Raw genomic sequence first — 23877 nt, forward strand, 5'->3', positions numbered from 1 at the left:
TTATATATCCTATAAAAGTGCGTATATGTAAGTTTCCTTATACCATTCCTTTTCTACGATTCAACTTATATTTGCATGTATCCACAAGGTCGAAAAAAATAAAATATAATAGAAATGCTAGCTTCTATTTCTATTATATTTGATATAAATAGCTAACATCCCTATTATAAATTCCCCTTTATAATCCTTTTTTATTCTATTTTTTATGATACTATTTTTACTCTATTCTCTTTCTTTTACTCGATGATTTTATTCCTATTTCTTCTCTATATTTTGCTACTGTTCTTCTAGATATATTCAAACTCTTCTTATTTAATTCATCACATATTGCTTGATCTGATAAAGGCTTTTTCTTATCCTCTGCATCTATCATTTCTTTTATTTGTTTTTTAATATTAACAACAGCAACATCTTCACCATCACCTTGAGATTTACTTAAACCTGTTGTAAATAAATCCTTTATTTTCACAGTTCCAAGGCTTGTTAATATATATTTATCCTTTATAGCTCTACTTACTGTTGACTCGTGTATTCCAAGCTCTTCTGCCATTTCTTTCATAGTCATTGGCTTTAAATACTTTTGCCCCTTATCAAAATACTCTTTTTGCTTCTCTACAGTTTTTTCTAATATTCTAAGTAAAGTACTTTTCCTTTGTTCTATACTTTTTATTAAAAACATAGCGCTATTTAATTTTTCTTTTACATAATTTTCTGTATTTTTATCTTCCTTATTATTTAAGATATCTTTATATATATTGCTTATTGATAACCTTGGTATAACTCCATCATTCATAATAACAAAATATTGTCCATCAATATTTCTAATTGCTGCATCAGGTATTATAAATTTAACTTCGTCCCCTGTATAAAATCCTCTAGATGGTTTTGGCTCCAAGCTTTTAATTATATCTCCTAAATCTTGAGCTTCTTTTGGAGTTATTTTTAAGTTTTTTGCTATAACACTATATTTATTATCTGCTATTAAATCTAAGTATTCATCTATTATTATTTCTAGATTATCATCTAGTATTCCCATTTTTATTAACTGTATTTTTAAACATTCCTTCAAATCCCTAGCCCCTATACCATCTGGTTCTAAATCCTGAAGTATCTCTAATGATTCTTGACCTAAATCAATCGGGATATTTAATTCCTTGCATATATCTTCTAAAGGCATGTCCAAATATCCTCTGCTATCAATATTCTCAATCATATATGATGCTATTGCTTTTTTTAACTCATCTTCGTCACTTTCAAGCAATTGTTCATGCAAATACTCTGTTAACGACTCTTTTTCTGATATAAAATTAAAAGGTGATACATCTTCATCCTTATTATAGTCTCCATAACTTTGAGATCCATAATTATCGAATTCTAGATATTTTATCATTTCTTTATAATCTATCTTATCTTGATAATCCTTTTCTTCTTGAACAAAATCAAAATCTCCTTCTAGTATTGGATTTTCTACAAACTCGTTTTCTATATATTCTCTTAAATCGCAAGTTGACATTTGTAAAAGCTTTATAGATAACTGCATTTGTTGGGTCATTATTAACTTTTGCTCTTGTGTGAGATTTAAATTAAAATCTAATTTCATAAAGTACACCTTCATTTCCAAACTATAAACTATAACTTTTGCTTAATATACTAGTAATAAGGATAGTGCTCCTTATTACTAGTATAAACTGTAAGTAAACGTTATATCAAGTTATTATTGCACTTTAAATTCTAATACTTCTTCTTTTTTCTTAGGAATTTCAATCTTTTCTCTAATTACTTCACTTTTATAATTATTTATTAAATTTATAGTTTCTTTATCTAATAATGATTCATTCATGATTACTTCAATAGTATTTTCTTTTAAACCTTCATTTATTTTATTAATTTCTCCACTCTTAAACATCCCATCATTTGCCTCTGATATACTTTTATAAAGTATATCATCAAACCTAATCTTTAAAGATGCAAGTGCATTATCTTTATAATTACTATAAACTTCTTGTGCATTCATGCCACTGTTGATTACATACTTTCCTTTTTCTTTAGCTGCTTTAAAAACACCTTCTGAAGCTCTACCTGCCGCAGTTAAAATAACCTCGCATCCTTTATCATAAAGGTCTATTGCTTCTTTATATGCTAAATCAACATTTGCACAATCTTCAACATATTTTACATTTTCCCCTGATAATAATTTGGGGAATGCTTTGGAGTTAGATACTTTAATTCCTGACATATATCCTGATAATAATAATTTATTTGGTTCATTATCCTTAATAGCTATATAACCAACTTCTTTATTAGAGCTTCTTTTCCCAGCAATAGCTCCTACTAAAAATCCGCCTTCTTCATATTTAAAATCTACATTTTGCACATTACTTTCCCTTATTTTATTAGTAGTAACTATAAACCTCTTGTCTCTATAATTGGTGGCAGTTTCATTAACTACATTTTTAAACTCTTCACCAACAACAATTATTAAATCATTACTCTTGGTTGCTTTTATAAATTGTTTTTGAAAATCTGCTTCATCGTCTTTGTCTATTTCTATAGTAGTTAATTTAATATCATCCTCTATAATAGATTTATTTATTCCATTTAATCCTAATTGATTAAGTCCTTTATCTTCTAAGCAACCTTTATTAACAACATAAGCTACTTTTAATTTATCCAAATCTATTATGTGACTATTAAGAACTCCACAACCTGTGAGCGTGAAAGTTAAATATATACTTAGAGTTAGTAAAAATAGTTTTTGTTTTTTCACTGAAACCACCTTCCTTTTTACTTTATGTTACCCAAATAAATATATAAAAATTCAGTCTATACTTTTCAAAAAAATAAAAAAGATAAAGAATTTAATCTTTATCTTTTTTATTTTATTATTAAAAGTTATTCATTATTAAAAATTATCTATCATTCCATAAATTTACTTTATAATCTTAAATTCTAACCTAAAAATTTATATTCTTTCAAGTTATTCATAGATACTTTAAGTTTATTTACTCATAAAAAACAATCCACTTACTTTTGTTCCAGAATGTATTCCAACTGCACAACCTGGTTTTGTTTCAATGTATTTTATATTGTTATCAACTAAATATTTCTTAAGTTCATCCTTCATTTCTGGACTTTCTATTTCAATTAATATAACAGGCTCATTTTTATCTGGATTACTTGATTCGTAGTCTGATATTATCTTCTTTAATGCTTTTTTATTTCCTCTTACTTTATCTTTTGCAGTCATCATTCCATCTTCGAATCCAATTATAACCCTAAGACCTAATGCAGTTCCAATTGCGCCTGCTGTCTTTGATATTCTTCCGCCTCTAACTAGATTTTCTAATGATTCAAAGCATAATGATGCATTCATTTTAGGTATCATAGTTAGTAGTTCTTCCTTTATAGCTTCTGCACTCAATCCCTTATCTCTAAGTTCACAAGCCTTTAAAACAAAAAATCCTTGAGCTGATGTTATAACTTGTGTATCTACTATAACTATGTCATCTGACTCAATCATATCTTTTGCAATACATGCAGAATTATATGTTCCACTCATATTAGAGGACATAAGTATTGCTAAAACTTTATATCCTTCATCTAAATATTTTCTAAAAATTTCTTCAAATCTAATAGGAGTTATTTGAGCTGTTGTTGGAAGTATTTTCTCTATTTGTATTTTTTCTTGCATTTGCTCTAAATTAATTTCTTCTCTATCAATATAACTTTCATCACCAAAATTAATTAAAACAGGTATAACTTCTATATTGTTTTGTTTAATTAACTCTTCTGGAAGATCTAAACAACTATCTGTTAATATTTTTATCTTTTCCACTTCTATTCCCCCTAATTTATTTCATTTCAGGAAAACCTATTTGCCTTAAAGCCTCATATGCAACAATAGCAACTGTATTTGAAAGATTTAAGCTTCTAGTACTTGTTTTAATCATTGGCACTCTTATTCCTTCATGACTGTTATGTACTTCTTCTGGAACTCCTGAAGACTCTCTACCAAACATTATAAAGTCTCCTTCTTTAAATGAAACTTCATCATAATGTACTCCACCATGAGTAGTTGCTAAAAAAATTCTTTTATCTCCATACTTTTTCATAAATTCTTCATAACTTTCGTGCATTTCAAGCTTTAATTCGCTCCAATAATCTAATCCAGCACGCTTTACTTGTTTGTCATCTATTTTAAAGCCCATAGGTTTAATTAAATGTAGCGTTGAATTTGTTAAAACACAAGTTCTTGCAATATTACCTGTATTTTGTGGTATTTCTGGTTGGTATAAAACTATATTTAAATTCAATTTTCTTACCTCCGATTAAAAAAGTAAGATGAAATCATCTTACTTTAGTGAAACTATATAAAAAATGATACTATATGAATCTTCATTAGTCAAAACATTTAGCATTATTAATAGAATATTATTTTCTATTATAAAAATAATATAATAACTTAAACATTTCTAACCATTAATCAAATAAATATTCTATTATCTTTTCTTTAAAAACTATTTTATTCTAGAAATATACTACTATCTCTGGAAACATAATTATATTTAATGATTAATATGCTTATTTAAAATGCTTTAATACTGAAGATTCTATAGTTTAAAGAATTTTTTTATTGCTTTTTCGACTCCATTTTCAATATTAGTATCTGTAATATAATCTGCTAATTTTTTTACTGGTTCTATTGCATTTCCCATCGCAACTCCAACTCCAGCATATTCAATCATAGATAAGTCATTTTCATTATCTCCAATACATATAATTTCTTCTCTTTTAAAACCATAATAATTTGCTAAGGCTTTTACAGCATTACCTTTTGATGCACCTTTACTATTGATTTCAACGCTTCTTTTTCCTGAGCCATAATATACTATACCTTCAAATGTATCTAGTTGTTTTTTTACTTTTAAAATCTTCTCTGGCTTCATTGAAAAAGCTATACATTTAGTTATTTTTCCATGATTTTTTCTAAAAAAATCTTTCCACTTTTCTATATTATTTATAACATAATAATTTATTTTTAAATTATCATATCCTATTTGCTTTGTCATATATAATTTGGTTCCTAGCTCTGTAAGCTTATTACTACAATATATACTATCTAAAGTATAAAAATGAAAATGCATTTTCATCTTATACAACTTTTCAACTAATTTAATGCACTCCTCAGTTTCTATTGGCTTTTCATATATAACTTTGTTTGTGTTTTTTTCTCTAACAATAGCTCCATTAGCTGCAATAACAGGTGATTCAACTCCTAAAAGATGTGAGTAATACGCTGCATTATTGTAAATTCTCCCTGTAGTTACTACTATTTCTACACCCTTTTCGTGAATTTCTTTTATTATTTTTTTACTTTCTTTAGATATTTCTTTCCCTTTACCTAGTAAGGTTCCATCCATATCAATACAGACCATTTTGTATTCCATAAAATACTCCTTTATTCACCTTTTCATATTATTATAATATCATTTTACTGGATTTTCGACAATAAGCTTAACACCCTAATAACATTTATTATTCCTATTTAACACAAAATAATAAAAAAAGAATGGATTTATTTAATCCATTCTCCTCTTACTTATTGATTTGGTTTTTGATCTCCAGCTGGAGCTTGTGGTTTATCAGCTGGTTTTTGAGGTGTTTCTTTCTTTTTAGTTCCTCTTTTTATAACTGTATCTGTTGTTAAATAAACATCTGTAGCTATAAACTCTCTATCAACTTCAACACCATTTTCATATGTTATTTGATAAGAGCTTGCCTTATATCCTGGCATTCCATAAGATACAACTTTCTCAGTACCTGCTTCCATAGTTGGATCATCTTCATACTTAACTTCTGGATTATATTTTTCATGAACTTCATTTACAAGTTCATAAGTCTTTCCACCCATAGCTTCTACATTACCATATATATTAAATGAAGCTGTTCCTCCTCCTACATATCCTTGAATATAAACTGGGAAGTCGTATGAGTTCTTAAATTTATAATCTATTACACCATTTGCAACTGTTGCATCTAATCCTGGTTCTGAGTAAGAAACAGTTAGGGAGTGATTCATTCTCTCAGTTGATCTTAGATTTGCTCTCATTGCTGCTCTATAAAGAGTTGTTGATATCTGGCATATTCCTCCACCATAATCCGGTACAATTTCATTGCCAACATATGTATTAGCTTTTTCATATCCCTTATCTGGAGTTGTATCTCCAATTAATTCATTATAGCTAAACTCTTCTCCTGGCATTACTATAGTTCCATTAACAATTTGAGTTGCAATTTGCATATTTTTAACTCTACCATCTCCAGTATCTTTATAACTACTGCTATAACCACTTATCTTTCCAGTTATTTTGTTTAAATCTTCTGCTTTTACCTTTGCTTGCTCTTCCTTTAACTCAAATGTTAATTCAACAATACTAGTTGGATCTCCATTAATACTTTCTATTAGTTTATTATGAAGCTCTTCTTCGTCTATTTTCTTCCCAATAACTTCTGGTGTAACAACTATGTTTCCTGAATTTATTTCTATGGTAGCATCTTTAGGTGCAACATTTACTTCTGTCTTAACTTTTTCTTCAAAAGCTTTTAAACTTTCTTCATCATATGTAATCTTAGCTTCCATGTTAATATTATCATCATTTTTAATTAATGAATTTTTAGCAAACATTCCACCATCTTTACCATAATTAAAAGCTTCTTCAGCTATTACTTCTGTGTCATACTTAGGTTTTATTTCACTATATGACAATTCTAACTTCTTGTCACCAACCAAAACATTTAGCTTCTTGTCCATAATAAGACCTGATAGTTTTTCATTCAAAGATTTAATAGCTTCTTCTTTGCTTAAGCCACCTAAATCAACACCATATACAGTAATTCCTGGATAAACCTTATTCTCCCATGCTGCTACTCTATTATTTACTGAAAAAATATAACCTATGATTCCTATTATAACTACTATAGTTATAATTATTGCAGCTATTATTGTATTTTTAGGAGATATTATTTTTTTATTGTCTTTTTTTTGTCCATCCAACTGCCCCACTCCTTTTCTAAATAAGCATAATATAAATTATGAAAATAATATTTTTCCTATAATTATAATATTACTATATCATTAATATTATATTATATTCTACAGTTTATTTTAATATATTTATATGAATAAAATAATAAACTTTAATTAAATACTTAATAAGTTTTTTCATATTTTTTTACCAAATAAATATAAAATAATTAAAGCCTATAATATTATAATAACTTTAATATTATAAGCTTTTTTAACTAATTTTATTTCTAATGTTTTCAATGTTCTATTTTTTTAATATAGAACATACTACACAGTAACTTTAGTTCTAATTCGAGATGTTTCTCCATCATAATCAAAAGCTTCTATAGTTACATTTACAGGTGAAGTTGTTTTAACAGGCAATTCAGATAATCTTATTTGGAAACTTGTGTCGTCTTTTCCCACCGTTCCTATCCAATATCCATTTACAAAAATATTGTATCCTAATAAATCTACATCATCATTTTTTCTCCATGAAACCTTTAATAATCCGCCTTCCTTAACAGCTCTTAAATCTCTTACTTGCCTTGGCTGCATAAGCAAATCTAAATTATCAGGCCCCCAATTAGCATCAACAGGATTTCCCACACCATTAACAACTTGACCTTCACTAAATTGCCATATTCTCCATCTTGTCCAACCGCCTAAGTTTGGAGGATATGGTGGATTGACTGGAACATTTGTGTACATAGCTATCCATAAAGGCATATTTTTTAGTGGCTGTGTTCCATTAGGTAATTTAAAATCATTATACAGTTCTATAAAGAAAGCTCCTGTATATAGCATTAATCTTCTTCTAGTTTTTCTCTCGAACCTCTTCCTAAATCTATCTACCCAATCAATTAATGCTTTTGTGCTTATTTTGTTATCTATTGGTGCTTCAACGTCTACTACTGGAAATAAATCTCCGTAATCTTTTTCTCCAAAACCTTCCTGTAATATGTCTATGAACTCATCACATTGAGAATCTGCAGTAGTCAAATCATATGAAGGTAAAGCATAATGATATGCTCCTACTGGTATTCCATAATCTCTAGCTGCTTTAGCAAATTCTAGGAATTTCCTATCAACTCTAAATCTTCCTGATCCTGAGCCAGATGCTCTTAAATACAAAAAATCTATTGTTCTTGCTAGAGTTTGAAAATTAACATCTTGTGTGTATTCATTTATGTCTATTCCAAATCTACTATTAGGATTTTTATTTTGCATTTTTCCTCCAAGAAAAATATTCTCTATATTAGTTTATTACAATTATTCTTAAAGGTTACTTGTATTTATTATCTAATTACTTTTAACTTTATAAAGAAACTTACATCATTACCATCACATTCAGCCCATATACTTCCGTTATGAAGTTCTATTATATTTTTAGATATAGCAAGACCTAGACCACTTCCTTTAGTATTAGAATTTCTCGCCTCATCTACTCTGTAAAATCTATCAAATAATCTTTCTACTTTTTCTTGTGGTATATTTTCCCCTCTATTTTTTATAACAATATTTACAAATCCGTTATTTTCATATGAAGATACAATTACATTTCCAGGCTTAAATGAATACTTAATTGCATTCGAAAATAAATTTTCAAATACTCTAACCATTTTCCCTGCATCTATTTCTACCATGCATTTTTCATCTACAAACTTTTTAACTACTTCTATTTCATTTTCTTCAAATACAGGAATATACTCCTCTATTATTTGAGATAAAAATTCAACTATATTTACTTTAGTTCTTTCTAAAGCTATTCCTTTATTATTAAGTTTTGTATATTCAAATAGATCTTCTATTAATTCCTTAAGTTGATTTGATTTATTAAAAGCTATATTCAAATACTCCTTCATCATATTCTCATCTTCATATTTTCCCTCTTTAATAAGTCCTATATATCCCATTACAGATGTTAAAGGGGTTCTTAGATCGTGTGAAACGTTTGTTATAAGCTCACTTTTAGTCTTTTCAGCTCTTCTTTCACCATCAATTCTACTCTCTATTTCAGATGCCATATTATTTATATTTTCAGCCAATTTTTTTATTTCATCTTTTCCCTTTTCTTCTATCCTATATGATAAATCTCCATTTGATATAATTCTTACCCCCGAGGCTATTTCTTCTATATACTTCATTTTCTTATTCGTTACTATAATAAATATAGATATAAACATAATAACAGCTAATACAAGTGCTAAAAATGAATTTTCATCTACATAATAGTCATATGATATATAAGGAACAGGTATCTTTGAATATATAAGATAAGCCCTATCAGCTCCTATATTTACTGGATAAAGAAAAACTCGTTCACTTCCGTCTTCTGCTACAGAATTACTTTTATCTATTATTGCATATATGTCTAATTTCTCTTGAAATTCACCATTAACCTTAAATAATATTTTGCCATCTAAATCCGTCAAATAAATTTTAGCTTTTCCATCATTATATCTATTTAACACTTCTTTTATTTGTTCTTCTTCTTTAATACTTTCTATTTCATATCCATATTCTCCACTTAATTCCTTTGCAATAGAATTAGCCTGTGACTGAACTTCTCCAGTATCATATTCAAGATTGGTTATTGTTTTATTTTTAGATAAAACATTATTAGCAAATCCATAAAACATAAAAGCTGCTAAAAAACATATAGCAAAAACAAGCATTAATTCAAACCTTATACTTTTTTCTATTCTCCTATAGATCCACTCTAAAATTTCTCTAATTTTAACTCCTAATCTTGAATTATAAAGTTTATAAAAAATCTTTAAAATTAAGTTTCTTATTCCCTTTATAAGCCCAACTCTTTCCTTTTTAACTTTCTCCTCTTTCTTTTTACCTATCAATTTTATAGCCTACCCCCCATACAGTCTTTATGAACTTTGGCTTTCTTGGATCCTCTTCTATCTTTTCTCTTACCTTCCTTATATGCACCATAACTGTATTATCAGACTGCATAAACTCTTGCTTCCAAACGCTGTTATATATATTTTCAATACTAAACACTTTCCCTCTATTTTCACCAAGCAAGACCAATATATCAAATTCTGTTGGAGTAAGCTTTATTTCCTCCCCATCTTTAAAAACTTCATGAGTTTCTAGATTTATACTTATTTCATCAATTTCTAATACATTATCTTGCTTAACTACTAATTCTTCCTTTGCTAATGTATTATTAAACCTCTTATATCTCCTAAGTTGTGATCTTACCCTAGCCACTAATTCTAATGGATTAAATGGTTTTGTTAGATAATCATCTGCTCCAGTATTTAACCCCAATATCTTATCCATATCCTCAGACTTTGCAGATAACATTATTATAGGCATTTCTCTCTCTTCTCTTATTTTCAAACAAGCTTCAATGCCATTTACCTTAGGCATCATTATATCTAAAATTATTAAATCCACATCATTGCTTGAAAGTATGTTTAATGCTTCCTCACCATTTTCTGCCTTTATTGTATCGTATCCTTCACCCTTTAAATATATATCAATTAAATCTCTAATTTCCTTTTCATCATCAACTATTAGTATTCTTTCTTTACTCAAAAAAATCCACTCCTCTCTACTTCTAAAATTAGTTTACCACAAAAGAAGAATTCTTTTAATTTATACTCTCACTGTTTATCTACATTGTAATTAAAATATCTTAATTTTAAACTTTATAATTTCTTAAAAAAACCTTAATATATCAGTATCTATTAAAAACAATTTAGAAAGATTATTTATATACTTTCATATACATAGATAAATTAATAAATGAATTTATCTATTAAAAAATATATAATGTTAATTTTTATAAAACCAACCTAGATATCTTTAAAATTAATACCTATTATTTCTAAACCCTATTTATTATTAGTCATTATGATTTCATAATTATACATCCGACTACTCATATATAGTTTTTATCGCTATAGCAATCTGTTTTAAAAAATTGTTGTTTTTGATAACCAAATTTTAAAGACATCATATTTTTTTGATTAAAGTTGAAATTTTATGTTAAAAATTTAAATAAACAAATTATATATACATTTGTTTGCAAATCTAGTACAAATAACTTTTTATTTAAAGGAGATAGCAATATGGAAACACCATCAACACTATATAGTTATGGTTATAATAGTAATAGTAATAGTAATATTACTATTAATTATTACTGTGATGAAATTAATAATGATATTAATAATGAGATTAATAATAAATTTAAGCAAGTAGAATTGTATCTTAATGAACTATCAATAATTGATTTTCTAAAAGATAAAAAGATAAAGGCATGTCCTAATTGTAATTCTAATAATTTCATAAAGTATGGAAAATATAGAGGGCTACAGAGATTTAAATGTCTCAATAAAGATTGTTGTAAAACCTTTTCCCAAAAAACAAACTCCATATTTAGTAACTCAAAAAAGCCATTGGAGCTTTGGTTAAAATATTTAATTCTTATGAATAATAAATTTTCTTTACGAAAGTGCTCATCTATTTTAGGAATTAATTTGGCTACTTCTTTCTATTGGAGGCATAAATTCTTAGTCACTCAAATATCAAATAACTATAGTGTATTAAAAAATTATATAGAAGTAAGTAAAATAATTATTAAAGAAAATTTTAAAGGGGATAAAAAAGCTAGATATTATAATAAAGAAAATATTTTTATAGCTTGTGCAATGGATAGTAACAAATCACTTATTTCAAAAGCAATTAGTAGAAGATCCATATCTTTAGTAGCTATTAACAAAAACTTTTCTAAAAATATCGATAAATCTTCAATTATATCTGCTTATAATGATAGGTACTTTGATATTTATGCAAAAAATCATAATAATACTGTTTTTCCACTATCTTCACAAATTATTTCAAAAGTAATTAATCAGTTAGATTCTAATAATCTAACGAATTCAAACATTTTATTATTAAAAAATATAAATGAAACATTACCTTCTAATAGCATCTTTATACATAAATTTTCTTTAAATATAAAAAGATGGTTAGTAAGGTTTAAAGGTGTTGCAACTAAGTATTTAGAAAACTATTTAAACTGGCATATTATTGATTTCAAAAATGATTATAAAATCTATTCATTAAATCAGCTTTTACTATTTAAAAGTTTATCCTTAAAATCAACTTATATAAAAATAAATAACTTTCCTAAATACAAATTAATCTATCAATATACCTCAAACGGTAACTATTAATTTTTTTCTCTTACACTATAATTATCTTCTTTGAATATTAAATCAAAGTATTTGTTTAGGCTGTTTGTTTTTATGTAAAATAATTGTATATCAATACATTAATTCAGGATAATTCTTCGATTTGATAAAAGGACTCTAATAATAAATAATAAACTTTTTTCGAAATGATATTATTAACTATTATTTTATAAATTTAAATAATAGTCTAGCAAAAACTATATAATTATTTTAACAACAATTTTCTAAAACACATTTATATAGTTTATTTAACTATTAATATCTCTGTATTGATGCCAAAATATTTCTAATTAAATCAAAATAAAAGAAATACTTCATTTAATCTTTAAATAATGAAGTATTTCTGTTTATTATTCTATTTATTATTTTTTAATATCTTTACATGATATTTATAGATAGAAGTTTTATCTCTTCTTCTATTGATATATTTAGATCATAGTTATTATTTTTTTTATATTCTCTTAAAAGATTCATCTGAAGTTTTATATATGAAGTGATTATTTTAATCAAAATTATTGAAAAAGTAATTAACCAAATAGTAAATAAAATTTGTTTGAATTGAAAATTATTTTTACCACTTTCGGTTATGCTATTATTCAAATTTTTATTTACTGCATCTCCATCTTCATTCTTTTCGTAATCCGTTTTATCATTTATTTCTAAGGAATTTAAATTAGGCATAATTGAAATGTCGCTTATAGACTTGTTATCGGTTTGATTTTGAATGTTTTTTCCTTCTAATATTAGAGACTCTTCTATATTAATGTTCACAAAATTATATATACTAAATTTACTTTCAGGACTAAATGGAATTAATAACTTTAATATTAAAATAAACCATAAATAATATACTATTGACTTTTTCATATGATTCTTTATTAGTAGTCTTAATGCTAAAATTAAAACTACTAATAAGCTTCCAACTAAAGATGTCTCTAAAATATAATTAACTATTTTAAGATAATCCATTATTTTTCCCCCGATATAAATTTTTCATCTAATAGGCTTCTTAGATCATTTATATCTTCCTTAGTTAGGTTATCTGACTTTACAAAGTTTAATATCATTTCATTTAGTGATCCATTAAATACTTTCTTTATAAAGGAATTGCTTTCCTCTTTAATACACTCTTCTTCTGATACAAGAGGAAAATAGAAATATTCCTTTCCAAGTTTTTTAAAACTTATAGCATCTTTATTTAATAATCTACTTATAAGACTTTTTACAGTTGTGCTTTTCCAAGGCTGCTTTCCTTTAAGCTCTTCAATAATTTCACTTGATGTTGCTTCCCCTAAAGCCCATATTATTTTCATAACTTCCCATTCTGCATCAGATATTTTAGGTAACTTCCCCATAAATCTCTCTCCCATCTTTAATTACATATGTAATTCATAATCTAAGTTTACAAATGTAATCCTTAACTGTCAATATACACATGTAAATATTTTCTTAACATTATTTTATATTTGTTATTGTTATATAAATTTTAATATTATTTATCCTTTAAATATTATGCATACTTTAATCATTATGTAATTTTTTAAAACAATATAGTATTTAGACATTATATAACTTTTAAATATTTTGTTATTTTTAAATACTATAAAAAACATTTATATATTATTGGATTCTTAATCCGCAAAAAATTAATTAATATTATTTAAAGTTTTGTAAATATCTAAAAAATGAAGAAGCACCAACTAAGATTAATTTTTCTTAGTCAGCACTTCTTTAAACTCGAAATAATAATAAATCTAAATCATTCCAAAAGCTAGTACTAAAGCACCAAATACTATTGATACCATAGACATAAGCTTAATTAATATATTTATTGATGGCCCTGTAGTATCTTTAAACGGATCACCTACTGTATCTCCTACTACAGCAGCTTTATGACACTCTGACCCTTTACCACCTAACACTCCTGATTCTATATATTTTTTAGCATTATCCCATGCTCCACCTGAATTGGACATCATAATTGCAACTGCAAAACCAGTAACTGTAGAACCTGCTAATAATCCCGCAACACCATTTGGACCTAATAATAATCCAACTATAAGTGGTGTTAAAATTGCTATTATAGCTATTGTTACAAGTTCTTTCTGAGCAGATTTTGTGCAAATATCAACACAAGAAGCATAATCCGGTTCTGATTTTCCATCCATAAGCCCAGGTATTTCTTTAAATTGTCTTCTTACTTCTACAACTATTTTAGAAGCAGCTCGTCCAACCGCATCCATTGTCTTTGAAGAAAATAAAAATGTAACCATTCCTCCGATAAACAAGCCTATAAGCACTTGAGGATTTAATATAGACAAATTAAATTCAAATTTATAAGCTCCACTTTTCACCATATTTTCAATAGAATCCTTATATGCTGCTATAAATGCAAGAGCAGTAAGTGCTGCTGATCCTATAGCAAATCCTTTTCCTGTTGCTGCTGTCGTATTTCCTAGTGAATCTAATGCATCTGTCCTTCTTCTAACCTCTGGATCTTGATTTGACATTTCAGCTATTCCTCCTGCATTATCTGCAATTGGACCATAAGCATCAGTTGCTAGTGTTATTCCTAAGGTTGATAACATACCCACTGCTGAAATAGCTATCCCATATAATCCTAAGTTGAAATCATTTGATCCACCCGATAACTTGAAACTTATTAAAACTGATAAAGAAACTATTATAACTGGAATTGCAGTTGATACCATTCCTAATGACAAACCGCCTATTATAGTAGTTGCAGGTCCAGTTTTAGTCATATCAGCTAATTTTTTTGTTGGATTATAATTATCTGAAGTATAGTATTCTGTGAAAAATCCTATTAGTATTCCAGCTATAAGACCTGATAATATACTAAAATAAATTCCTATATTCTCAGTTCCTATTACAGTTTTAACTATGAAGAATGAACCTATAGCTACAATAATTGATGATATATATACCCCTCTCCTTAATGCTTTTAAAAGATTCTTTTGTGTTGCATCCTCTTTAGTCTTAACAAAGAATGTAGAAAAAATAGATGCCACTACTCCTAAAGTTGCAACTAATAAAGGAACAGCTACCCCCTTAGTAGATAAACCTGCTGCTACTGCTAAAGCGCAAGATGAAACTAATGAACCTACATAAGATTCATATAAATCTGCACCCATTCCAGCAACATCTCCAACATTATCACCTACATTATCTGCTATTACCGCTGGATTTCTTGGATCATCTTCTGGAATTCCTATTTCAACCTTTCCAACTAAGTCTGCTCCAACATCTGCTGCTTTAGTAAATATTCCTCCCCCAACTCTTGCAAACAACGCCATAGAAGATGCCCCAATACCAAATGTTAGTATATTTGTTGTAATTTTAACTACACGTTCTGCTTCAATCAAATCTCTATAATACCAATCTAAGAAGGAATACCCAAGTCCTATATAAAGTAATCCTAAAGAAACAACCACTATACCAATTACAGAGCCACTTTTAAAAGAAACCTTTAATGCTCCATTTAAGCTCTTTTTAGCTGCAGTAGTTGTCCTTGCATTTGCATTTGTTGCAACCTTCATTCCAATAAACCCACTAAGTCCTGATAAAAATCCTCCAACTACAAAAGAGAAGGGTACAAATATTGATACAAAATCAAAGAGGCTTAATACTAAAAAGATAATAAACATTAAAGCAAAAAATATTGCTACTCCTTTATATTGTCTTGTCAGATATGCATTTGCTCCCTTCCTAATCTTAATTGAAATACTTTTTACATTTTCATCGCCTTCATCTTCTTTTAATATTGAGTATGCTTGATAAGCTGCAAAGATTAAACCCAAGACAGAACCAAGTAAAACTAAGAAAATGAAATTCATTATAATTCCTCCTATTATATTAATATAAATATATTAGCTTCACTTTATTATACGTTTCAAACTTTAGGAAAATACTCTAATCTAATAGAAATTTAATATAAAGTATTGAACAATTAATTGATGTCTTTATTTAAGAATTTAAATTATGATGTTTTAGTATATAAAAATTACAAATCAAAATACAAACTAAATATAATATCTAAAATTATATTTGGAGTAATTTTAGTCACTATACCCTTTTTAGCTAATTACTAGATATATCAGTAATACTTTCTTATAGGTTAAAACAGATCTCAATAAAAAATAGGTATGATTTTCGCCTTAAAAATCATACCTATCTACTATCGTTCTATTTATTTAATGAATGCTCTATTATCATATCTATAAACTCAGAATAGCTTATTCCTTTTTCTCCTGCACTTTGAGGGAAAAGACTAGTTGCTGTCATACCTGGTAAAGTATTAACTTCTAATACATATGGAACACCCTCTTCTGTAATTATCATATCAATTCTAGCATATACAGAGCATTTTAATGCCTTGTATGTGTCAAGAGCCATCTTTTCTACTTCACTATGAATATCTTTTTCTAAGTTTATTGCATAATGTTCAGCTCCATTTGCAGAATATTTTTGCTCATAATCATAGAAATCAGTTTTAGCCTTTATAGCAAGTACTGGGAACATTTCATTTTCAAATACAGGGCAAGTTATTTCATCACCTTTTATAAATTCTTCGATCATAACTTCATTATCCCACTTTAAACCTTCTCTAACTGCATTTTCAACATCTTCTTTTTTTGTTATTTTAAATGTTGCAACACTTGATCCCCCATTAGTTGGCTTTATAAACACTGGATATCCTATTTCTTCTATTGCAGCATAATCAATTTCTTCTATTGATCTAACATTTAGCCATCTTGCAGTTCTTATTCCATTAGCTTTTAAAATCGTTTTTGTTAAATCCTTATCCATACATAATGAACTACTTAATGTATTACAACCCGAGTATGGTATTCCTAAAGTTTCTAATACAGCTTGAACTGTACCATCTTCTCCAAATTTTCCATGTAAAGCTAATAATGCAAAATCTATATCTCTTACTTTTTCTATTACATCTTCCTTCTTATCTATAATAACTGGAATAACTTCATACTTTTCCTTATTTATATGTTGCATCATAGAATTTCCACTATTTAATGATACTTCTCTTTCTGAAGATATTCCCCCCATTAAAACTCCAACTTTCATAACAAGTCCTCCATTTTACTATAAAATTTACTGATTTAAATCTTTAATTATTATATCACTATACAGTCTATGATTAAAGTAATAAAAGTAAACTTAAAATTAAAATTCCACTCTCATACTATGAAGGATTATTATCCTCATAAAATTATCCTTAAATTTAAAGTTAATATAATTTCTTTAAAAATAAAAAAGATATAGGATTTATTAATTATTACACTAACTATCCTATATCTATCTTACTAGATTTAAATTTAAATTTTACATCTTTTTTATGATTACATTTATAGATTTATTTATGTAGAAATTTTATACTTGTATTAATAAATTTATTTTTAAATATTGTTATAAAACTAACTTAAAAGCTTAAATAAGATCATCATCAGATACCTTTAGTCTTGAACCAAATGCTATTTCATAGCTACGTTCTTCTCCATCTCATCTTTAAAGTTATGTTAACTTTAAATCTATTTTTCTAATTCATTAGACTTAATTTCAAACTCAATTTATCTTCATAATCATTTTCTTACTTTTTTAATTTAAAACTCAATTTAGCTTTATGACTATTTTTACTTATTTCTTTTTAATTTCTTTTTTCTTAATTTCTTTATAATACTTACACTGCTTTGTTAAGTTACAAATTTCACATTTTGGATTTCTAGCAATACAACATCTTCTTCCATGAAAAATTAATAAATGATGCGCTAAGCTCCATTCCCTTTTAGGCAGTTCTTTTTGTAGTTGCTTTTCTACTTCTAATACATTATCAGAATCTGCAAGTCCTAATCTATTTGAAACTCTAAATACATGGGTATCTACAGCTATCGATGGCACTCCAAAAGCATTTGATAAAACTACATTAGCAGTTTTTCTACCTGCTCCAGCTAATGAAGTTATTTCTTCCATAGTGTTTGGCACTTCTCCATTAAACTTTTCTTTAAGTTGATTACACATCATTATTAGATTTTTTGCTTTACTTCTATATAATCCAATTTGTTTTATTCTTTTTTCTAGCTCTTCCACTGTAAGAGTTAAAAATGCATCTAAATCTGGATAATCCCTAAACAAAGTTTCAGTTACTTCATTTACTTTTTTATCAGTTGTTTGAGCTGATAGTATAGTAGCAACTAAAAGCTGAAATGCTGATTCATGATTTAATTCACACTTTGCATCTGGATAATCTTCCTTCAATGTTTCTAATATTGTTTTTGTTCTTTGCTTCATAAAATCACCTATTTATATATTCCTCTATATTTTTCAGGCAGCAAGTTTGCAATTGACTTCATTATATATTGCATAGATCTTTCATCAAATTCGTGCTTATCTTCATCCTTTTCTTTTCCTGGTAATGTGATAGGATCACCAATTTTAATATTTACATCTGCATAATTAAACTTTTCTCCACCCATATCACCATCTTTATTTATAGGTAAAAGGACTTCAGTTCCATACATACCAATTGGTATTATTTGAGCCTTTGTAAGCCTTGCAATTAACAGCACTCCTTTTTTTCCTTCAATCATTGATCCAGTTCTACTTCTTGTTCCCTCTGGGAAAATAACTAAGTTTTCTCCGCCTCTAACAAGCTTAACTATCTTTGTAATGGCCTCTTTATCAGCTGAGTTAGGCTTAATACCAACATTTTTAATCATAGCTGTTCCTAATCTAGTTACAGGATCATTTGAAAGTTTTACTCCTGCAACAAATGTTGGATCATACTTTTCTCTAAGTACTTTATCCAAGATTAACCCATCAGCATTACTTAAATGATTGCATATAAATATTTTAGGTCCACTTGCCTTTTCTATTTTTTCAAATCCTTCTATTTTAATATTTGCATATTTTTTAAAATATTTGTTTACAATAACTTTTGTTATCTTTACTACTAATGATTCTGGTAATACATTTATTACCTTTACTAATGTTGGTGATAACATTAATCTCCCTCACTTCCTATTGTTATATGTAATATTATATTTTATTACTATTTAAAAGTCTATCAACATAATCTTTTAAATAGGGAGAATCAGTTTTTATATCACTTATATCCCCATTATTATGCCTAATTTTAATTAAAGCATTCCTTTTCAAAACATTTTTTCCTCTCCATCCACAAGAAGTATTTAGAAATGTTTCTTTGAATTCTCTATTATTTATATTTGCTAATTCAAGTGCATTTTCCTTATTCATAAAATCAAAAGGATAAAAATCACTTATACTTGAAAAACTTATATCTTCATTATATGGACAACAGTTTTGACAACTATCACAGCCGAAAACTCTTCCCTTTAATAATTTTATATGCTTATCCTCTAAATCCTTCTTTTGAGTAAAATATGAAACGCATATATTACTATTTTTTCTATATGCATTTATAGATTTACTTGGACAACTTTTATAACACTTATCACATTCTCCACATTCTTTAAAAAGAGAAATTTCATTAAAACCTCTTTCATTATCACAGTTGATTTCTAAATCAGTTATTATTTCTCCTAAAAAAACATATGATCCATACTTTTCTGTAATAATCATATTATTTTTACCTATAAATCCAACCTTCGCTAAATAAGCTATATATCTTTCAGGTAAAAAGTTGCTATCAACAAATGAATTGGCCTTTCCACCAATACTTTCTATGTATTCACATATTTTACTTAAATATGATTTTACTACTTTATGATAATCTTTTCCTCTTGTATAAACTGAAAAACCATTATCAAAGTAATTTATATCATGAAGATAAGGGAAAGCTATTGATATAATAGTTTTCCCATCACTCATATAATTAAAAGGATTTATCCTCTTTTCAATATCTTTTTCTTCAAACTCATTTTCAAGTCCTTGTTTTCTTCTTTCATAAAAGAAATCTTTAAGTTCTGCAAACTCCCTGCATTTTATAAAGCCTAAAGTATCTAGTCCTAATGAGTTACAATAATTAATTATATCTTCTTTTATCATAACGAACCTCTATATAATTATATTATTTAACATATTCCTCAACATATTACCTTTATATAATCATATCCTCTTTTTAATATCCTACTTTTTTATATAACCATGTTATTATATATTGTTTTTTTATTTCCATCTTCATCTACTACCTCAATTATATCATTAAGATTTCTAATGATATTTCTTCCTGCACAGCCAACAACAGTAGCTTGTTCAGGTACTTCCTTTAAAACTACGGTATTTGCTCCAACTCTAGCCCCCTTTTTTAAAGTTATTGGACCTAATACCTTTGCTCCAGCCCCAATTATTACGTCATCTTCTACTGTTGGATGTCTCTTTCCTTTTTCTTTTCCAGTACCACCTAAAGTAACTCCATGATATATAGTGACATTGTCTCCTATTTCACTTGTTTCTCCAATTACTACTCCCATACCATGGTCTATAAATAGTCCTTTTCCAATTTTAGCACCTGGATGAATTTCTATTCCTGTAAAAAATCTAGCTAATTGTGATAATAATCTAGCACAAAAGAATCTTTTATGATTGTACAAAAAATGTGCTATTCTATATGCAATTAATGCATGGATGCAAGGATATAACAAAAGTACTTCTATTTTACTTCTTGCAGCTGGGTCTCTTTCTAATATATTATTTATATCATAACTTAAATTTTTAAACACAGCTATTTTCCTCCCTTTGTTAAAATTACTTATTACTAATTTTAATCGTAAATCCCCATTGATATATATTTCTCTCCACCATCAGGTGCTATTACTAAGACTTTTTTCCCCTTGCCAAGTCTTTTAGCTTCTTGAAGTGCTACAAATATAGCTGCTCCTGATGATATACCTAGTAATATTCCTTCTTTTTCCGCAAATTCTTTCGTCATCTTAAATGCATCTTCATCCGAAACTTTTATTATTTCATCAATACACTCTGGATTATATATTTCTGGTATAAATCCTGATCCAAGACCTTGTATATTATGAGCTCCTGCCCTTCCTCCACTTAATACTGGTGATTTAATGGGCTCTACTGCAATAACTTTAATCTCTTTCATCTTCTCTTTTAGCTTATTCCCAACTCCTGTTACAGTTCCACCAGTTCCTACACCTGCAATAAAAACATCTAAATTGATTAAGTCTGAACATATCTCTTCTGCTGTAGTTTCATAATGCTTTGTTGAATTTGCTAAATTTTCAAATTGTTGAGGCATAAAATAATTATCTTGCTTAGAAAGCTCTTTTGCCTTTTCTATAGCCCCATTCATTCCCTCTGCACCATCAGTTAATATTAGTTCTGCTCCATAAGCCTTTATTAAATCTCTTCTTTCCTTACTCATACTATCTGGCATTACAATTATAACTTTATATCCCTTTAATCTTCCAATCATAGCTAAAGCTATACCTGTATTTCCACTTGTTGGCTCTACAATTACTGAACCTTCTTTTAATAATCCTTCCTTTTCTGCTTTCTCAATCATTCCTAAAGCAGCCCTATCCTTAACACTTCCCCCTGGATTATATTTTTCTAATTTAACATAAACCTCTGCACTATCTTCATCATACAGGTTGTTTAATTTTAGTATAGGAGTATTCCCTACTAAATCTAATACACCATTATATATCATCATTTCCTCCTACTATTTGAGCTAAACTCAAAAAATAAACTTAGTTACTATATCAATATATAGTCTTTAATTCACGCTATTTTATTAACTATTATAAATTAAAAACTTCGTCTCTAAACAATATAGAGACGAAGTTAACTCCGTGGTTCCACTCTAATTAGATTAATAAATTAATCTCACTCATAAATGCAAATAATGCATCATCATTATAACGGATGATACCGGAAAGTTCTACTATATTTCAAACTTCAACTCCAAAGTGCACTTCATATAAATTGCAGGTAAAAAGTTCTCATCTTCCTTTTCTTTCTGTAACCTTCCTCTATACTACTCTTCTTTTTCTTAGTTTTTAATTCTGAGTATTTTAGTAAGTTTTATATTATCATTATATTCTTAAAGCTTTAATTGTCAACCCACTTTAATCTTTCTATTTTATCTTTTTCTTCCAAACTGGATATAAAATTTCATCTATTAAATCATGAGTGTTGACAGCTCCTATTAATTTATCTTCTTCATCGATTACTGGTATAGCTAATAAATCATATTTAGCTGCAATTTCTATTGCTTCATCTATATTAATATCATGTCTAATTACATTAATATTTTCATTCATTATATCTTTAACTTTAACATTAGGCTTATTTAATATTAAATCTAATTGACTTATATCTCCTAATATCCTATCACCTTCATCAGTAATATAAATCCTGTAAAGTTCATCTTCTTCAAGTTCTTCCATTTCCCTTAATATATCAATTATTTCACCAACAGTTATATCTAGATTAAATGAAATAAAGTCTGTACTCATTATACTACCAACAGCTTCATCTTCATAACTTAATAATTCCTTAACTTCATCTGCATCTTCTTTTTCTAAATTCACAAGAATCTTTTCTCTTTCATCATCATCTAGTTCGTCTAGAATATCTGCAATTTCATCATTAGGCATATTTTCTAAAAGCTCAGCTGCTTTAGTTTCACTTAAATCTTTTATAATACTACCTTTATATTCAGGTTCAATTTCTTCTAATGTATCTGCTGCTAAATCCTCATCTAATGATTCAAAGATTTGTTTTCTTGAACTTGCATCTAAGTTTTCTAAGATATCTGCTAAGTCTGCTGGATGAAGAGTTGATAGTTTTTTATATGGTACTGCTATTTGTAAGTTGTTGTCTACCATTTCAAGAGATTCAACATCATCCCACATTAAAACTCTATCTTCATAATCTTTTCTAAGCATCTTATAGATAAAGCTACCAAACTTTGCGCAATTCATTCTTCTAAATCTTGCCATAGGACCAGTTTCAACAGCTATTACCCTATATTCTCCTGCAATTTCAGCTATTCTTAAGTCATCAACTCTAACTACTTGTTTGCCATTAATATCTACTATTTTTTTATCTAGTAGATGCTCTGATAAAAGGTAAGAATATGTTCTTGGGAGTATTTCTTTGCTGCCTCTTGTAACTATTTTTATCCTATTGTCTTGTTGATAAAAATTAATACTCCTAAACTCATAGTGAAAAGTATATCCATCTCTTTTGACTTTGTAGCCAATTACCCTTGGATATCCATCTTCAGTAGTTACATAAATATCTTTAAGTTCTCCAATGCTTTCATCAAACTCGTCATATATCTTTCTCCCTAAGATATTTGTATATAGAAATACTGATAGTTTCTTCATATCTTTTCCTCCTCACTTTTAGAAGAGTAGACAATGAATCAACTATTAATAAGCTTAATTTATAATGAAGTCTATCTCCTCTAAAACTCTAATATTCAATTTTGATAAGTTACTACTCTGAGGGACACCCTCCATTTTAAATTCACCCCTTATTTATTTAGAATAAATATTATTTCATTTTATTATACATACAATCTCCAATACTATATTATATTAA

20 protein-coding genes and 1 other annotated feature are annotated in these 23877 nt (G+C 27.5%); of the genes, 1 reads left to right on the plus strand and 19 read right to left on the minus strand.

Features of this window, described 5'->3' with window-relative positions:
* Nucleotides 1–217: 217 nt before the first annotated feature.
* From rpoN to J2Z25_RS04515, 9 genes are all read right to left on the minus strand, one after another.
* The gene (rpoN, locus tag J2Z25_RS04475; protein WP_209738677.1) at nt 218–1600 is read right to left on the minus strand and encodes an RNA polymerase factor sigma-54; all 1383 of its coding nucleotides are present in this window, start codon (nt 1598–1600) and stop codon (nt 218–220) included.
* Nucleotides 1601–1714: 114 nt separating this feature from the next.
* The gene (locus J2Z25_RS04480) at nt 1715–2767 is read right to left on the minus strand and encodes a BMP family lipoprotein (protein WP_209738679.1); all 1053 of its coding nucleotides are present in this window, start codon (nt 2765–2767) and stop codon (nt 1715–1717) included.
* 231 nt (nt 2768–2998) lie between these two features.
* Nucleotides 2999–3835, minus strand: a complete 837-nt coding sequence (locus J2Z25_RS04485) for a DegV family protein (protein ID WP_008680212.1) — start codon at nt 3833–3835, stop codon at nt 2999–3001.
* Nucleotides 3836–3851: 16 nt separating this feature from the next.
* Nucleotides 3852–4313, minus strand: coding sequence for a tRNA (cytidine(34)-2'-O)-methyltransferase (locus tag J2Z25_RS04490; protein ID WP_008680213.1), 462 nt, complete (start codon nt 4311–4313; stop codon nt 3852–3854).
* A gap of 297 nt (nt 4314–4610) precedes the next feature.
* Nucleotides 4611–5447: a Cof-type HAD-IIB family hydrolase gene (locus tag J2Z25_RS04495; protein WP_209738681.1), complete on the minus strand. Its 837-nt coding sequence runs from the start codon at nt 5445–5447 to the stop codon at nt 4611–4613.
* A gap of 152 nt (nt 5448–5599) precedes the next feature.
* Nucleotides 5600–7063 (minus strand): VanW family protein, encoded by a 1464-nt coding sequence (locus J2Z25_RS04500; protein ID WP_425340176.1) that lies wholly within the window; start codon nt 7061–7063, stop codon nt 5600–5602.
* A gap of 291 nt (nt 7064–7354) precedes the next feature.
* Nucleotides 7355–8296, minus strand: a complete 942-nt coding sequence (locus J2Z25_RS04505; protein ID WP_008680219.1) for a glycoside hydrolase family 25 protein — start codon at nt 8294–8296, stop codon at nt 7355–7357.
* A 68-nt stretch (nt 8297–8364) separates the two neighbouring features.
* Nucleotides 8365–9924 (minus strand): ATP-binding protein, encoded by a 1560-nt coding sequence (locus J2Z25_RS04510; protein ID WP_209738691.1) that lies wholly within the window; start codon nt 9922–9924, stop codon nt 8365–8367.
* Nucleotides 9914–10627 (minus strand): response regulator transcription factor, encoded by a 714-nt coding sequence (locus tag J2Z25_RS04515; RefSeq protein WP_008680221.1) that lies wholly within the window; start codon nt 10625–10627, stop codon nt 9914–9916. Before J2Z25_RS04515 ends, J2Z25_RS04510 begins: the two co-directional genes overlap by 11 nt.
* 536 nt (nt 10628–11163) lie before the next feature.
* Here J2Z25_RS04515 and J2Z25_RS04520 point away from each other — a divergent pair.
* A complete protein-coding gene (locus J2Z25_RS04520; protein ID WP_209738693.1) occupies nt 11164–12273 on the plus strand; it encodes an IS1 family transposase in 1110 nt (369 codons plus the stop codon).
* A 396-nt stretch (nt 12274–12669) separates the two neighbouring features.
* Here the strand turns inward: J2Z25_RS04520 and J2Z25_RS04525 are convergent, their stop codons facing one another.
* The 10 genes from J2Z25_RS04525 to J2Z25_RS04570 form a co-directional block, all read right to left on the minus strand.
* Nucleotides 12670–13260 (minus strand): M56 family metallopeptidase, encoded by a 591-nt coding sequence (locus J2Z25_RS04525; RefSeq protein WP_209738695.1) that lies wholly within the window; start codon nt 13258–13260, stop codon nt 12670–12672.
* Nucleotides 13260–13646 carry a BlaI/MecI/CopY family transcriptional regulator gene (locus J2Z25_RS04530; RefSeq protein ID WP_008680227.1) on the minus strand — a complete coding sequence of 129 codons (387 nt, stop codon included), beginning with the start codon at nt 13644–13646 and terminating at the stop codon, nt 13260–13262. The genes J2Z25_RS04525 and J2Z25_RS04530 overlap by 1 nt, the downstream gene beginning before the upstream one ends.
* Nucleotides 13647–14045: 399 nt before the next feature.
* A complete protein-coding gene (locus J2Z25_RS04535) occupies nt 14046–16145 on the minus strand; it encodes a sodium-translocating pyrophosphatase (protein ID WP_209738698.1) in 2100 nt (699 codons plus the stop codon).
* A gap of 349 nt (nt 16146–16494) precedes the next feature.
* The gene (locus tag J2Z25_RS04540; RefSeq protein ID WP_008680230.1) at nt 16495–17394 is read right to left on the minus strand and encodes a D-alanine--D-alanine ligase; all 900 of its coding nucleotides are present in this window, start codon (nt 17392–17394) and stop codon (nt 16495–16497) included.
* Nucleotides 17395–17964: 570 nt separating this feature from the next.
* Complete coding sequence (gene nth, locus J2Z25_RS04545; protein WP_209738700.1) at nt 17965–18615, minus strand: endonuclease III; 651 nt, start codon at nt 18613–18615, stop codon at nt 17965–17967.
* 8 nt (nt 18616–18623) lie between these two features.
* Nucleotides 18624–19328: a lysophospholipid acyltransferase family protein gene (locus tag J2Z25_RS04550; protein WP_209738702.1), complete on the minus strand. Its 705-nt coding sequence runs from the start codon at nt 19326–19328 to the stop codon at nt 18624–18626.
* A 34-nt stretch (nt 19329–19362) separates the two neighbouring features.
* Complete coding sequence (queG, locus tag J2Z25_RS04555) at nt 19363–20352, minus strand: tRNA epoxyqueuosine(34) reductase QueG (RefSeq protein ID WP_008680237.1); 990 nt, start codon at nt 20350–20352, stop codon at nt 19363–19365.
* 89 nt (nt 20353–20441) lie between these two features.
* On the minus strand, nt 20442–21026 hold the full coding sequence (epsC, locus tag J2Z25_RS04560; RefSeq protein WP_209738705.1) for a serine O-acetyltransferase EpsC: 585 nt from the start codon (nt 21024–21026) through the stop codon (nt 20442–20444).
* Between the two features lie 41 nt (nt 21027–21067).
* The gene (cysK, locus tag J2Z25_RS04565; protein WP_209738707.1) at nt 21068–21976 is read right to left on the minus strand and encodes a cysteine synthase A; all 909 of its coding nucleotides are present in this window, start codon (nt 21974–21976) and stop codon (nt 21068–21070) included.
* 121 nt (nt 21977–22097) lie between these two features.
* Nucleotides 22098–22329 (minus strand) — a binding site (T-box leader).
* 74 nt (nt 22330–22403) lie between these two features.
* Nucleotides 22404–23660: a magnesium transporter MgtE N-terminal domain-containing protein gene (locus J2Z25_RS04570; protein WP_008680243.1), complete on the minus strand. Its 1257-nt coding sequence runs from the start codon at nt 23658–23660 to the stop codon at nt 22404–22406.
* Nucleotides 23661–23877 lie beyond the last annotated feature (217 nt).

The sequence above is a fragment of the Clostridium tertium genome, assembly GCF_017873245.1.
Lineage (GTDB): Bacteria > Bacillota > Clostridia > Clostridiales > Clostridiaceae > Clostridium > Clostridium tertium.